The organism is Martelella alba, from assembly GCF_005217455.1.
Classification (GTDB): domain Bacteria; phylum Pseudomonadota; class Gammaproteobacteria; order Enterobacterales; family Enterobacteriaceae; genus Acerihabitans.
In genome coordinates this window covers 55,624-68,659 of the sequence record NZ_SZPQ01000019.1, presented here as the reverse complement: position 1 = coordinate 68,659, position 13,036 = coordinate 55,624, and the positions used below count along the sequence as shown (strand labels likewise).

Annotated in this window: 12 protein-coding genes and 4 tRNA genes; 1 reads left to right on the top strand and 15 read right to left on the bottom strand. The window is 57.0% G+C overall.

Going from position 1 to position 13,036, the window contains the following annotated elements; all coding sequences use genetic code 11:
• Nucleotides 1-41: 41 nt before the first annotated feature.
• The 10 genes from FCN80_RS13950 to miaB form a co-directional block, all read right to left on the bottom strand.
• Complete coding sequence (locus tag FCN80_RS13950) at nt 42-767, bottom strand: amino acid ABC transporter ATP-binding protein (RefSeq protein ID WP_136990764.1); 726 nt, start codon at nt 765-767, stop codon at nt 42-44.
• Nucleotides 764-1,444: a glutamate/aspartate ABC transporter permease GltK gene (gene gltK, locus FCN80_RS13945; RefSeq protein ID WP_230492673.1), complete on the bottom strand. Its 681-nt coding sequence runs from the start codon at nt 1,442-1,444 to the stop codon at nt 764-766. The genes FCN80_RS13950 and gltK overlap by 4 nt, the downstream gene beginning before the upstream one ends.
• Complete coding sequence (locus FCN80_RS13940) at nt 1,441-2,181, bottom strand: amino acid ABC transporter permease (RefSeq protein ID WP_136990762.1); 741 nt, start codon at nt 2,179-2,181, stop codon at nt 1,441-1,443. Before FCN80_RS13940 ends, gltK begins: the two co-directional genes overlap by 4 nt.
• Nucleotides 2,182-2,334: 153 nt before the next feature.
• Nucleotides 2,335-3,231, bottom strand: coding sequence for a glutamate/aspartate ABC transporter substrate-binding protein (locus tag FCN80_RS13935; protein WP_136990761.1), 897 nt, complete (start codon nt 3,229-3,231; stop codon nt 2,335-2,337).
• A 342-nt stretch (nt 3,232-3,573) separates the two neighbouring features.
• Nucleotides 3,574-4,158: an MSMEG_1061 family FMN-dependent PPOX-type flavoprotein gene (locus tag FCN80_RS13930; RefSeq protein ID WP_136990760.1), complete on the bottom strand. Its 585-nt coding sequence runs from the start codon at nt 4,156-4,158 to the stop codon at nt 3,574-3,576.
• A gap of 104 nt (nt 4,159-4,262) precedes the next feature.
• On the bottom strand, nt 4,263-5,792 hold the full coding sequence (gene lnt / locus FCN80_RS13925) for an apolipoprotein N-acyltransferase (protein WP_136990759.1): 1,530 nt from the start codon (nt 5,790-5,792) through the stop codon (nt 4,263-4,265).
• A 7-nt stretch (nt 5,793-5,799) separates the two neighbouring features.
• Nucleotides 5,800-6,678 (bottom strand): CNNM family magnesium/cobalt transport protein CorC, encoded by an 879-nt coding sequence (corC, locus tag FCN80_RS13920; protein WP_136990758.1) that lies wholly within the window; start codon nt 6,676-6,678, stop codon nt 5,800-5,802.
• 102 nt (nt 6,679-6,780) lie between these two features.
• Nucleotides 6,781-7,251: an rRNA maturation RNase YbeY gene (ybeY, locus tag FCN80_RS13915; RefSeq protein WP_136990757.1), complete on the bottom strand. Its 471-nt coding sequence runs from the start codon at nt 7,249-7,251 to the stop codon at nt 6,781-6,783.
• Nucleotides 7,248-8,333, bottom strand: a complete 1,086-nt coding sequence (locus FCN80_RS13910) for a PhoH family protein (RefSeq protein ID WP_170975394.1) — start codon at nt 8,331-8,333, stop codon at nt 7,248-7,250. The genes ybeY and FCN80_RS13910 overlap by 4 nt, the downstream gene beginning before the upstream one ends.
• Before the next feature lie 247 nt (nt 8,334-8,580).
• Nucleotides 8,581-10,005: a tRNA (N6-isopentenyl adenosine(37)-C2)-methylthiotransferase MiaB gene (miaB, locus tag FCN80_RS13905; RefSeq protein ID WP_136990755.1), complete on the bottom strand. Its 1,425-nt coding sequence runs from the start codon at nt 10,003-10,005 to the stop codon at nt 8,581-8,583.
• 331 nt (nt 10,006-10,336) lie between these two features.
• Here miaB and ubiF point away from each other — a divergent pair, with 331 nt between their 5' ends.
• Entirely contained in the window at nt 10,337-11,518 is a 1,182-nt protein-coding gene (gene ubiF, locus FCN80_RS13900; RefSeq protein WP_136990754.1) for a 3-demethoxyubiquinol 3-hydroxylase, read from the top strand.
• Nucleotides 11,519-11,541: 23 nt separating this feature from the next.
• Here the strand turns inward: ubiF and FCN80_RS13895 are convergent, their stop codons facing one another.
• The 5 genes from FCN80_RS13895 to FCN80_RS13875 form a co-directional block, all read right to left on the bottom strand.
• Nucleotides 11,542-12,111, bottom strand: a complete 570-nt coding sequence (locus FCN80_RS13895; RefSeq protein WP_136990753.1) for a PH domain-containing protein — start codon at nt 12,109-12,111, stop codon at nt 11,542-11,544.
• A gap of 493 nt (nt 12,112-12,604) precedes the next feature.
• A tRNA-Gln gene (locus FCN80_RS13890) sits at nt 12,605-12,679 on the bottom strand.
• A 6-nt stretch (nt 12,680-12,685) separates the two neighbouring features.
• Nucleotides 12,686-12,762 (bottom strand) — tRNA-Met (locus FCN80_RS13885).
• Between the two features lie 64 nt (nt 12,763-12,826).
• Nucleotides 12,827-12,901 (bottom strand) — tRNA-Gln (locus FCN80_RS13880).
• 44 nt (nt 12,902-12,945) lie between these two features.
• Nucleotides 12,946-13,020 (bottom strand) — tRNA-Gln (locus tag FCN80_RS13875).
• Between the last annotated feature and the right edge of the window lie 16 nt (nt 13,021-13,036).

Genomic DNA, 13,036 nt, shown 5'->3' with positions numbered 1-13,036 from the left:
GCCGTTTCGCCAAGGGGATGCCCGGCGAAAATGACCGGCCCTTAGTGCAGGATTTTCGCCAGAAAGTCGCGGGCGCGATCAGTTTGCGGATGCTGGAAAAACGCGTCTTTATGGGTATCCTCGATGATGCGTCCCTCGTCCATAAAGATAACCCGGTTGGCCACTTTGCGGGCGAAGCCCATTTCATGGGTCACCACCATCATGGTCATGCCTTCCTGGGCCAGTTCCACCATGACATCCAACACTTCATTGATCATCTCCGGATCCAGCGCCGAAGTGGGTTCGTCAAACAGCATCGCCACCGGGTCCATACACAGCGCCCGGGCAATGGCCACCCGCTGTTGCTGGCCGCCGGACAATTGCCCGGGAAACTTATGGGCATGGGTCGCCAATCCCACCCGATCCAACAGCCGTTCGCCTTTTTCCCGCGCGGCGTCTTTGTCGCGCTTGAGCACCTTGATTTGCGCCAGTGTCAGATTCTGGATAATGGACAAATGGGGAAACAGTTCGAAATGCTGAAATACCATGCCGACCTTAGCGCGTAACTGGGCGAGATTGGTCCGTTTATCGTTCACCACGATATCATTGATCTGGATGGTGCCTTGCTGGATAGGCTCCAGCCCGTTGACCGTCTTGATAAGCGTCGACTTGCCGGAGCCCGACGGACCGCATACCACCACCACCTCGCCGGTTTGCACATCGGCTGAGCAGTCGGTCAGCACCTGAAAATGCCCGTACCATTTAGAAATATTTTTCAGGGAAATCATCTAACCGTCCTTCTCTTTAAAAAATTAACCAGCAGCGATGCGCACAGGCTAATCACGAAATACACCGCGCCGGCAAACAAAATCATTTCCACCTCGGTACCGTCGCGTTCGCCCACCGATGTGGCGGTACGGAAAAAATCCGCCAGACTCAGGACATACACCAGCGAGGTATCCTGAAATAGCACGATACCCTGGGTCAGCAACAAAGGCACCATGGCGCGGAATGCCTGCGGCAGGATAATCAGCTGCATCGACTGCCAATGGGTCATGCCCAGCGCCAGGGCGGCGGACGACTGGCCACGGGCGATGCTGAGTATGCCGGCCCGGATAATCTCGGAGTAATAAGCCGCTTCAAATAAAGCGAATGCCACCATGGCCGAGATCAGGCGGATATCGGTACGCGGCGATAGACCCAATACTTTCTGCAGGAAACCGGGCACCACCAGATAAAACCACAGCAACACCATCAACAGCGGCACGGAGCGAAATAAGTTGACGTAAATTTTCGCCAGCCAACTGACGGGCTTAAAGGGCGACAAGCGCAAAATCGCCAGTAGGGTACCCCAAACAATGCCGACCACCACCGCGGTAAGGGTGATCCTCAGTGTGATCCCCATGCCTTGCAGCATATAGGGCATGCTCGGCGGAATTGAACTCCAGTCAAACTGGTACATCATTTCCCTCCTATATGGCCGGGCAGACGGATCTTGCTTTCCAGCAACTGCATGGCGATCATGATAACGGCGTTGATGATAAGGTAGCCAACGGTGATAGCGGTGAAGGATTCATACGCATGCGCCGAATAATCCAGCAGTTTCCCGGCCTGGGCCGCCATATCCATCAAACCGATTGTGGACGCCACTGACGAATTTTTGACCAGATTGAGCATTTCCGAGGTCATCGGCGGCAAAATCACCCGATAGGCGTTAGGCAGCAGCACGTAGCGATAGGTCTGACCCAACGTCAGACCCATGGCCAGACCGGCCGAACGCTGGCCGGACGGCAGCGATTGAATGCCGGAACGCACCTGTTCGCAAATTCGGGCGGCAGTGAACAACCCGAGACAGACCATGGACGACACGAAAAACTGTATGTTGGGGTCCAGTTCGGATTTGAACCAGGTGCCAAGGCGCTCCGGCAACAGTTCCGGCACAACCAGATACCAGATAAAGAATTGGACGATCAGCGGCACATTACGGAACAATTCCACATAACATGTACCGATGCCGGATAGAAACCGGCTGGGCAGCGTGCGAAGAATGCCGAACAGCGAACCGACCGCCAGGGCGATGATCCAGGCGCAGAACGAGACTTCCACCGTGGTCAAAAAGCCTGACCATAGCCAGCCTAGATAGGTGGTGTTGCCGAAGGGGGCGGGTTGCAAAAAGATTCCCCAGTCCCAATTAATTCCCATAAAAAGCTCCGGTGAAAAAAGGGTAGCATCGCTACCCTGAAGATTGATGAAGACCACTTGTTCATAACGCGGGGAACGGCCGCGCCATGTCTGTCTGTCCAGGACCTCAAGCAATCGAGAGGGCGGGGTTGCGACCCGCCCTTATAGTCGTTATTAGTTTACGGCTTTGTCGTTGGGATGTTGGAAAAGCTGTTTGATGTCATCGTTCATTTCGAAATTCATGTTGAGATTTTTCGGCGGAATCGGCTGTTTGAACCACCTGTCGTACCATTTGGCCGCCTGACCGGATGTTTCAATAGAAGAGATGGTGGCGTCCATTAACTGCTTAAACTGGGTATCGCCTTTGCGCAGCATGCAGCCGTAAGCTTCTTTGGACTGCGGCGTTCCGACAATTTCCCATTGACCCGGGTTTTTGGATTTGGCCCGTTCCCCGGCCAGCAAGGCGTCATCCAGCATAAAGGCGGCTGCCCGGCCGGTTTCCAGGGTACGGAACGAATCACCGTGATCCTTGGTGGCGATGATGTGCATATTCATATGCTTTTCATCGTTAAGCTTATGAATAAGCACTTCCGACGTGGTTCCGGCGGTCACGACCACCGTTTTACCCGCCAAATCAGAAAAATCCTTGATGCCACTGCCTTTTTTAACCGCCAATCGCGTGCCGATAATAAACAGGGTATCGGAAAAATCCACCTGCTTTTGGCGTTCCAGGTTATTGGTGGTCGAACCGCACTCAAAATCGTAGGTGCCGTTTTGCAGCAGCGGAATACGGTTTTGCGAGGTGATAGGCAGATATTTCACCTGCAAATTGGGCGCATCGATTTTTTTCTTGATGGCGGCGACGATAGCGTTGGAAAAGTCCTGAGAGTAGCCCACCACTTTTTGCTGATTATCATAATAAGAGAAAGGGACGGAGGACTCGCGGTGGCCGACGACGACAACGCCGCTGTCTTTGATTTTTTTCAATGTGCCGGTGAGATCTTCCGCATGAGCCATGCTTCCCGCCATGCCCAATACCAGTAATGATAGGGCCAATTTGCGCATTTGCATCTTCCTACTCCTTTGCTGTCATTACGTTGCCCGTCCGGAGACGGGACATAATCGTGAAGAGCGCCATAGACCGCTGTCAATCTAAGGCGTGAATCCAATGAGTCATGTTAAAAATAGTCGAATGTAAATGATTTGAAATAACAAAGTTCGCGTTTTGTGAGATATGGCGCACCATAATGCAGCGCAACTGACCGCATAGCACCGGATGGGTGCGTGATTTGCACCGCGACGGCGCAATAATGGCACAATCAACGCAACGATGAACCGGATTAAACGACTATTGTCGTACTGGGCAGCAAGATATATGCCAATGTTAACAATCGGCCTATTGCCGCTTAATTCTCAGCCGGTTCGGTCGGCGGCCAGCGCCAGATGCGCTTTGAAAACCTCGCTTGCGGCGGGTACCCGGGCCGGGTCCGGGTGTTTTTCCGGGTTCCACAAATCAGCAAAGCCAATGGCCCGACCGCAATGGATAAAGGCTTCCTGTACCTCAATACACACCACGCTTTTAGCGGGGTGGCCGTTTAAGGAAAAACGGGCGCATAGCGCCGGATCAACGGAGATGACGGCCCGGCCATTGACCCGGAAGGTTTCCTGCCAACCGGGTATCAGGAATAACATGCCGACGGCGGAATGATGAAGTATGTTACGCAGACCGTCGAGACGATTGTTGCCGGCGCGATCCGGCAAAAGCAGCGTTTTTTCATCTTCCACATGGACAAAGCCGGGTTCTCCGCCTTTGGGCGAACAGTCGAGGCCCTGCGGACCCTGAGTACCCAATATCATAAAAGGCGATAAACCGATAAGCCGGCGGCCGTAGGCATCGATATGATCGATTTGTTTCTGCACCACGGCGGGATACGGGGCGGGGTAATGATCGCGCAGTTGGTCGGGGTCGGTCAGCAGATAGCGGGTATCGGGTATCATGCCGGTCTCCAGTTCGGTTGTCAGGGAGGGGCACGATAGCAGTAATGATAATGATTAACAATGTCAATCAACCGGGACGGCTTTGCCGTCCCGCCACGGGATGCTCAGCGCCGCCGCCGGCCGAACAGCAAGGCGGCGAATCCCCCAAGCAGCGTGATAATCCACAGCGGCCAATCGCCGAAACGGGCATAAGGCGTCAAGCCGCGAGTGGGCGCCACCCGGACGGTGAGGGCGCCGCGCGTGAATTGCGGTAGGATGGCCTGAATGTCGCCGTCGGCATTGATGGCCGCCGTAACGCCGTTATTGGTGCCGCGCAACAGCGGCCTCCCCAGTTCCAGTGATCGCATACGGGCCATCTGGAAATGTTGCCACGGACCGATGGAGTGGCCGAACCAGGCGTCATTGGAAATGGTCAGCAGAAAATCGGTGTCCGGGCGGAAATTGTCCCGCACCTGGGACCCCAGGATGATTTCGTAACAGATGGCCGCGGTCAGCTTCATGCCGGCCGCTCTGAGCTGGGGCTGGATATAGGGGCCGCGGCTAAACGAGGACATCGGCAAATTGAACAGCGGCGCCAGTGGACGCAGCAGGCTTTCCAGTGGCACGAACTCGCCAAACGGCACCAGGTGGTGTTTGGCGTAGCGATTGGTTCCGGGATAATGGTAAGGGGTGTTTTCGCCCAATACCACGATGCTATTGTAATAGCGGTAGCCTGTGGCAGAGGGCCGAGCGTCGATAATCCCGGTAATCAGGCTGGTATGCTCGTCGCGCAACAGCGAATCCAGCGCCGTCAGGAAACCGGTCTGATCGCGCTCTTCATCGGGGATGGCCGATTCCGGCCAGATGATGAGTTGCGATTTGCCCAGCGCCGGGCGACTGTGGTTCAAGTAAATATCCAGCGTCGGCCTGACCTGGTCGGCTTCCCATTTCAGCGATTGCGGAATGTTGCCTTGCACCAGGGTAACATTTATCGCCCGTTGGTTTTCCACATGATACCAGTGCAGATCACGCAGCGGCCAGGGCAGCAACAGCAGAATCAGCGCGCCGACCAGGGACAACGGGTTGCGCAGGGCCGCCGCCGCCACCAGCAGGCCGCTGATCGCCATCAGCACAAAGGTCAGGGACTCAACGCCAAACAGCGGCGCCAGCCCTTTGAGAGGACCGTCGATTTGGGTGTAGCCGAACTGTAGCCAGGGCAGACCGGTAAATATCCAGCCCCTTAGAAATTCCGTCACCTGCCAGAGTACCGGGGCGCCCAGTCCCAGACGCCATAGGGAGGTTTTCGGCCAAAAGCGGGCCAGCAGACCGGCGAACAACGCCGGATACAGCGCCAGATAGGCCGCTAGGAGCGCCACCAGCGCCACGTTTACCGGACCGGGCATTCCGCCGAACTGGGCGATACTGACATAAATCCAGTTCATGCCGGTTCCGAACAATCCGAATCCCCAGACGAACCCCAGCCAAGCGGCCTGGCGTGGCCGGCGGTTCAAGGTAACGGCCAGCAAACCGGCTAACGATAGCAGGGCCGCCGGCCAGATGTCGTAAGGTGAAAAAGCCAGGGTGCCGCAGGCACCGGTCAATAACGCCAACAATAACCGCAATCGTTGGCGTTCAAACTGTTCGGCGATAGCCATGGGGAGGTTATTCTTCCATTATCGGTTGGGGGGAATCGTCGGGGATTTTGACATGAACCTGGATGATGCGTCTACTGTCGGCCATGGCCACTTTAAAGACATAACCGTCGATTTCGATAATTTCGCCGCGGGCCGGCAGGTGGCCGAATGCCTGCATGACCAGGCCGCCGATCGTGTCCACTTCCTCGTCGCTGAAATGGGTGGCGAACGCGTCGTTAAAATCCTCAATGGAGGTCAGGGCGCGGACTGTGAAGGTATGCCGGTTGAGCTGCCGGATATCCCGGTCTTCCTCGTCGTCGTATTCGTCTTCGATTTCGCCGACGATAAGCTCCAGGATATCCTCGATGGTCACCAATCCGGATACCCCGCCGAACTCATCGATCACGATGGCCATGTGATAGCGTTGAGAACGGAAATCCTTGAGCATACGATCCACCCGTTTGCTTTCCGGCACCACCACGGCGGGGCGCAGTACCTTCTCGATACTGAATGGCTCGGAATCGCTCAGCATGAAGGGCAGCAGGTCCTTGGCCATCAGAATGCCTTCGATATGATCCTTGTCTTCGCTGATGACCGGAAAACGGGAATGGGCCGATTCGATGATCACGTCCAGGCATTCTTCCAGAGACTGGTTATTCTTCAGGGTCACAATCTGTGAACGGGGAATCATGATATCCCGCACCCGCTGCTCGGCGATATCCATCACGCCTTCCAGCATGTCGCGGGTATCGGGATCAATGAGTTCGTTTTGCTCGGAATCGCGGATAAGCTCCAGCAAATCATTGCGGTTTCGGGGCTCGCCGTGAAATAACTGATTAAGGATAAGGGTAAAAAAGCCTTTCTTGGGACTGGGGCTATCGTTGCTTTGCGAATGGTCGTCGCTCATGGCGTTTTATGGGTTTCACTTATTGTCAGTATGTGAATGGGATCCCGGGCCTGACAAGGCCCGGGTTATTGATTATTCCACCGCGCACGCCGGGCTTGCGCGTCAGGCATTTTTTTCCGCCCGATAGGGGTCAGGATAGCCCATGGCAAGCATGATATCGGCTTCCAAACCTTCCATCTGTTCGGCTTCGTCGTCCAGGATATGATCATACCCTAGCAGATGCAGGCAACCATGGACAACCATATGCGCCCAATGTGCGTCTGGCGCCGCATCCTGCTCGGCCGCTTCCCTCTCCACCACCTGCCGGCAGATGACCAAATCGCCCAGTAGCGGCAACCGCACCTGCGGCGGCGCGTCGAAGGGAAACGATAGCACGTTGGTGGGCTTGTCCATGCCCCGATAAGTCAGATTCAATGCATGGCTTTCCGCTTCATCCACCAGACGGATGGTCACTTCCGCCTTGTCGCGAAAGCGCGGCAGCACAGCCTGCAGCCAACGCGTGAAATCCGGCTCGCCAGGCAAACCGTCGGGATTGTCGCAGGCCACTTGCAAATCCAGGATGATATGACTCATAGCGCCGTTCCCCGGGAAATATCGGCCTCGGAGCGCCGGTTTTCGCCTTGCGCCGCCGCGTCGCGCCGACGCTGCTCCGCCAGAGCGTCCTTACGTTTTTGTTCGGCGTTTTCCCATTGTTCGTAGGCGGTGACGATGCGGGCCACCACGGGGTGGCGTACCACGTCTTCGCTGTGGAAAAAGTTGAAGCTTATCTCTTCCACGCCGGCCAGGACGTCAATGGCGTGGCGTAAGCCGGATTTGGCGTTGCGCGGCAGGTCTATCTGGGTGATATCGCCGGTGATGACCGCCTTGGAGTTGAAACCGATACGCGTCAGGAACATTTTCATCTGTTCGATGGTGGTGTTCTGGCTTTCATCGAGAATGATAAAGGCGTCGTTCAAGGTTCGCCCGCGCATGTAGGCCAGCGGCGCGACTTCGATGACGTTGCGCTCGATAAGTTTTTCCACCCGCTCAAAGCCGAGCATTTCAAACAGGGCGTCGTACAGGGGACGCAGGTAAGGATCGACTTTCTGCGCCAGGTCGCCTGGTAAAAAACCGAGTTTTTCTCCCGCTTCCACCGCCGGACGGGTCAGCATAATGCGGCGGATCTCCTGGCGTTCCAAGGCGTCCACCGCCGCGGCCACCGCCAGATAGGTTTTGCCGGTGCCGGCCGGCCCGACGCCGAAAGTGATATCGTGATCGAGAATGTGGGCGATATATTGCGCCTGATTCGGCGTGCGGGGCTTGATGACGCCGCGCTTGGTCTGGATATGGATCGCCTTGCCGTAGTCCGGCACGCTGTCGGCGGTTTGCTCCAGCACCCGGCTTTCTTTAATGGCCAGATGGATTTGTTCGGGTTCGATATCGGTGACAAGACCGCGTACCGGCGCGGTATCCACATATAGAGCCCGCAATATTTTGACCGCGGCGTCCACGCATAACGGCGCGCCCACCAGTTTAAAGACGTTGTCGCGACGATTGATCTCAATGCCCAACCGGCGCTCAAGATGTTTGATATTGTCATCAAACGGCCCGCAAAGACTCATAAGACGGGTATTGTCCGCGGGTTCCAGCACGATTTCTTTGGTATCGACGTTCAAACTTTTCCTCTTGGTCATCAAGACCAGGTTAAGGGGTTGCTCGGGTTTCCGCGCCGGCCTGTGCCGGGCGCATAAGCCATTACCGGCGTCGGAATTGGGCAGGCATTAACAGCAGTAAACACCCGGCGGCGGCCGGGGCGCAAGCCACAGTAATGACATGGGGGCACAAAGGGTGAAAAACAACCGGGCGCGGGACCGGAAAACGCCGGAAAAGCGTGATTGCCCTTCCGGAGGGAGGGGGGTGGGGTCACGGCTGATAAATACCCACGCCCAGCTCGTTTTCCTTGCGGGTGCGCGCCATCACCGAGGCCGGGCTCTCGTTGACGCGCAACCCCATTTGTTCTTCGCTGCGCACCACGACGCCGCGCAGGGAATTGGGGTAGACATCGACGATCTCCACATCGACGAATTTGCCGATCATGTCCGGCGCGCCTTCAAAATTCACCACCCGGTTGTTTTCGGTGCGTCCGGACAGTTCCATGAGATTTTTGCGCGAGGTGCCTTCCACCAGAATCCGCTGAACGGTGCCCAACATCAGGCGGCTGTAGCGCATGGCCTGCTGGGTGATACGCGCCTGTAGACGGTAAAGTCGCTGTTTTTTCTCTTCTTCGCCGACATCGTCCACCATATCGGCCGCCGGCGTGCCGGGACGGGCGGAATAAATGAAACTGTAACTCATGTCGAAATCGACATCGGCGATAAGCTGCATGGTCCGCTCGAAATCCTCGTCGGTTTCGCCGGGGAAACCGACGATAAAATCGGAGCTGACCTGGATGCCGGGGCGTGCGCGGCGCAGTTTACGGATGATGGATTTATATTCCAGCGCGGTATGGCCGCGCTTCATCATTGTCAGCACGCGATCCGAGCCGCTTTGCACCGGCAGATGCACGAAACTCACCAATTCGGGAGTATCCCGATAGACATCGATAATATCGTCGCTGAATTCAATGGGATGGCTGGTGGTATAACGGATCCGATCGATACCGTCGATGGCCGCCACCAGACGCAGCAGTTCGGCGAAGCTGCAAATACCGCCGTCGTAACTGGCCCCGCGATAGGCATTGACGTTCTGGCCGAGCAAATTGACCTCGCGCACGCCCTGTTCCGCCAGTTGAGCGATTTCGAACAGCACGTCGTCACAGGGGCGGCTGACTTCCTCGCCGCGAGTATAAGGCACCACGCAGAAACTGCAGTATTTGTTGCAGCCTTCCATAATGGAAACGAAGGCGGTCGGTCCGTCGGCGCGCGGTTCCGGCAGCCGGTCGAATTTCTCGATTTCCGGGAAACTGATATCCACCACGGGGCTACGGGTGCCGCGCACATGGTTGATCATTTCCGGCAGCCGGTGCAGGGTTTGCGGCCCGAAGATAATGTCCACGTAGTGGGCGCGCTCGCGGATGTGTTCGCCTTCCTGGGACGCCACGCAACCGCCGACGCCGATAATGACTTCCGGGTTGGCTTCTTTCAAGGCGCGCCAGCGGCCCAACTGGTGAAACACTTTTTCCTGGGCTTTTTCGCGAATAGAGCAGGTATTGAGCAGCAGGACATCCGCCTCCTCGGCGATATCCGTCAACTGGTAGCCATGGGTGCTATCCAAGAGATCGGCCATCTTAGATGAATCGTATTCGTTCATCTGACAGCCCCAGGTTTTGATGTGCAGTTTCTTGGTCATCGGATCGCTGTTACTCGGTACGGATAAAGGGCATCAGATCCTGCCCCGCCTTTTGCCATGGCGCCGGCGGCCTGGCGAGCGGCCCGCCTTCGGGACAGTGGCGCAGGGCAGGATCACGTGTTCATGCTGGCCGCGTATTGTAATCCTTTGCCCCGGCTCTGACCAGTCCGGCGCGTCTCGGACCTGCGGGGCAGGGGCCAACCTGCATTCTCCCCGTCAGACTTGCCGTGGCGCCCTCGCAGGGGCGCCCTCAAAGGCCGTCGCGATACAACTCGGCGTATTTAGAGTATACAATGCCGTATTCATTCAGGGCTTTCCGGGTTTGACCCTTATGGCGAAGATAGCAAGTGTTGATGCCGTGGTGGCGGGCGGCGGCATGGTGGGCGCGGCGGCGGCGCTGGCGTTGGCGCAGGCCGGTTTTCGGGTTCTGGTGCTGGAGCGCACGCCGCCGGTCGACGGCGCGGCGAATGACGGCGTGCCGGATTTGCGGGTCTCGGCTTTCAGTTGTGCCTCGGTGGCGTGGCTCAGGCGTCTGGGCGCCTGGGATCGCATCGCCGCGGACCGGGTGGCGCCTTATCGTCGTCTGGAAACATGGGAATGGGAGGATGCGCGGGTGTCGTTCGATGCCGGCGCGCTAAAACTACCGGAACTGGGGTTCATGGTGGAAAACCATCGGGTGCAGCGGGCGCTGTGGCAAGCGGGCGAGGAGCAGGACACGCTGACGGTACGCTGCCCGGCGCAATTGGCGGCTTGCCGTTACGACGGCGGCCAATGGCATTTGACGTTGGATGATGGGCAAACCGTCGCCGCCCGCCTGCTGGTTGGCGCCGACGGCGCGCACTCGCAAGTCAGGCGCCAGGCCGGCATCGGCGTATCCGGTTGGCAGTACCGCCAGTCCTGCCTGCTAATGACGGTGGAATGCCGGACAGACGCGGGAGACACCACCTGGCAGAAGTTCACGCCGGATGGACCGCGGGCCTTTTTGCCCCTATACGGTCAGTGGGCCTCGCTGGTGTGGTACGACCACGCGGCGCGGATCCGGCAATTACAGGCGTTGCCGCTGCCGGCGCTGGAGCGGGAGGCGTTACGCGCTTTCCCGGCCAGGCTGGGAGATGTGCGCCTTTGCGCCGCCGGCGCCTTTGCCCTGACACGCTGTCATGCCGAACGGTATGTCGCCCCCGGTCTGGCGTTGGTAGGCGACGCGGCGCACACGATTAATCCGCTGGCGGGACAAGGGGCCAATCTGGGCTTTCGTGATGCCGAGGCTTTGGCCGATGTGTTGATAAGCGCCCGGGATCACGCCGAGCCCTGGGACGAGACGCGAATTCTCAAGCGCTACCAGCATCGCCGCCATACCGATAATCTGCTGATGCAAAGTGGTATGGACCTTTTTTACGGTGTTTTCAGCAATAGCCTGCCGCCCCTCAGGCTTGCGCGCAACCTCGGGCTGATGATGGCGCAACGCGCCGGCGCGCTGAAAACGCAGGCGCTGAAATATGCGCTCGGGCTATAGATACCGCAATAGGGCGCTTATCGTTACATCGCCAGGATTTTTGCCTTTTGCGTACTGAACTCTTCTTCGCTCAAAATCCCCCGCTCCTTGAGCGAAGCCAGCTTTTCCAACTGGATTATCATATCCACCACCGGTTCCGGGGCCGATTTGCCGATAGGACCCGTTCGCACGGACGATGGACGGAGCGCCTCACGGGCGGCATTTACCCGATTGGCGAAGGGAATGACGGCGCCTTTGATGATATTTTCAATGGTATAATCCTGTTCCAGGGTGTTTAGGGTGATACTGCCGGCCATCATCCGGATCCGGCTGCTCACCGAGAGAATACCGGCCAATTCAATATTGATCTGTTTGAGACCGAATACCGCGCTCCTGTCCAAAAACAAAATGCGCTGGCTGGTTAAGGTGATAAGCCAAATATTGCCGCCCATGGAACCGGCCGCAACGGCCAGCGGCAATTCCTGTTCCCGGAGTATGGCGGGCAGATGATAAAACTCTTTCCTGGTACCTAACGGCATGTCGCCCGCCAATTTGGACAAGCGTTTAAATTCGATTTTCAATTCATCATTGGTTGCGGTTTTATAGTCAATCATTGTTGATTCTCAATCTATGATTTACGTTTTCATTTATATCCATCCTGGATGTGGGGCAGTGTGCACGATAAGCCAACCCCGAAACCGTGATCTGAATTATTACCCACGGATTTGCTGTGAAAAAACGGGCGGCTTGCCACAATATACCCCTCCCGTTATCAGAGTACAAAAACCGAGCGAGAGTTCATTCGAGCGCCGGGAAAGAAGGGCAAAGGCCTGCCGGGGATGCGGCCTGGCGATATGACTGCGTCGGCGACGGTACCGCGGCAAAGTCATCAGGGAGTAATGGAAGGGGACTCGCCATACTTCACGTTGCCTGCGGGTTGGCAACGCTCGCTCACCACCGCCAGGCAACGGGTCGTATTCAGAGCACGGCAAAAAAAAACGGAACGCGCTGCGCTCCGTTTTTCGCCCGCGGATAAGTATGATATCTCGCGGTAGGCGGCCCCAGATTATCGGCTGTACATCACCGATGGGGGCGAGCCCTCAAAGCTGGCTGGGGTACCAGGATTCGAACCTGGGAATGGCGGAATCAGAATCCGCTGCCTTACCGCTTGGCGATACCCCAATAATATGGTGGCTACGACGGGAATCGAACCTGTGACCCCAGCATTATGAGTGCTGTGCTCTAACCAGCTGAGCTACGTAGCCAAATGGTACTTCTTGATTTATGGTTTGCAAACCGCAACATGCGCCACCCATGGCCAATAAGTTCTGGCTGGGATACCAGGATTCGAACCTGGGGATGGCGGAATCAGAATCCGCTGCCTTACCGCTTGGCGATATCCCAAAGGTTAAAGCCGTTGTACGATAGCGCCGGCCGCTGGAAGCGATTGGCTGGGGTACCAGGATTCGAACCTGGGAATGGCGGGATCAAAACCCGCTGCCTTACCGCTTGGCTATACCCCATCCGCTGCGTTAGCCG

Bases quoted from the DNA above. Each gene is read 5' to 3' on its own strand.
- FCN80_RS13930 (WP_136990760.1), bottom strand. From the start codon at position 4,158: ATGATACCCGATACCCGCTATCTGCTGACCGACCCCGACCAACTGCGC.
- miaB (WP_136990755.1), bottom strand. From the start codon at position 10,005: ATGACCAAGAAACTGCACATCAAAACCTGGGGCTGTCAGATGAACGAA.
- lnt (WP_136990759.1), bottom strand. From the start codon at position 5,792: ATGGCTATCGCCGAACAGTTTGAACGCCAACGATTGCGGTTATTGTTG.
- corC (WP_136990758.1), bottom strand. From the start codon at position 6,678: ATGAGCGACGACCATTCGCAAAGCAACGATAGCCCCAGTCCCAAGAAA.
- gltK (WP_230492673.1), bottom strand. From the start codon at position 1,444: ATGATGTACCAGTTTGACTGGAGTTCAATTCCGCCGAGCATGCCCTAT.
- FCN80_RS13940 (WP_136990762.1), bottom strand. From the start codon at position 2,181: ATGGGAATTAATTGGGACTGGGGAATCTTTTTGCAACCCGCCCCCTTC.
- ybeY (WP_136990757.1), bottom strand. From the start codon at position 7,251: ATGAGTCATATCATCCTGGATTTGCAAGTGGCCTGCGACAATCCCGAC.
- FCN80_RS13895 (WP_136990753.1), bottom strand. From the start codon at position 12,111: ATGATTGACTATAAAACCGCAACCAATGATGAATTGAAAATCGAATTT.
- FCN80_RS13935 (WP_136990761.1), bottom strand. From the start codon at position 3,231: ATGCAAATGCGCAAATTGGCCCTATCATTACTGGTATTGGGCATGGCG.
- FCN80_RS13950 (WP_136990764.1), bottom strand. From the start codon at position 767: ATGATTTCCCTGAAAAATATTTCTAAATGGTACGGGCATTTTCAGGTG.
- ubiF (WP_136990754.1), top strand. From the start codon at position 10,337: ATGGCGAAGATAGCAAGTGTTGATGCCGTGGTGGCGGGCGGCGGCATG.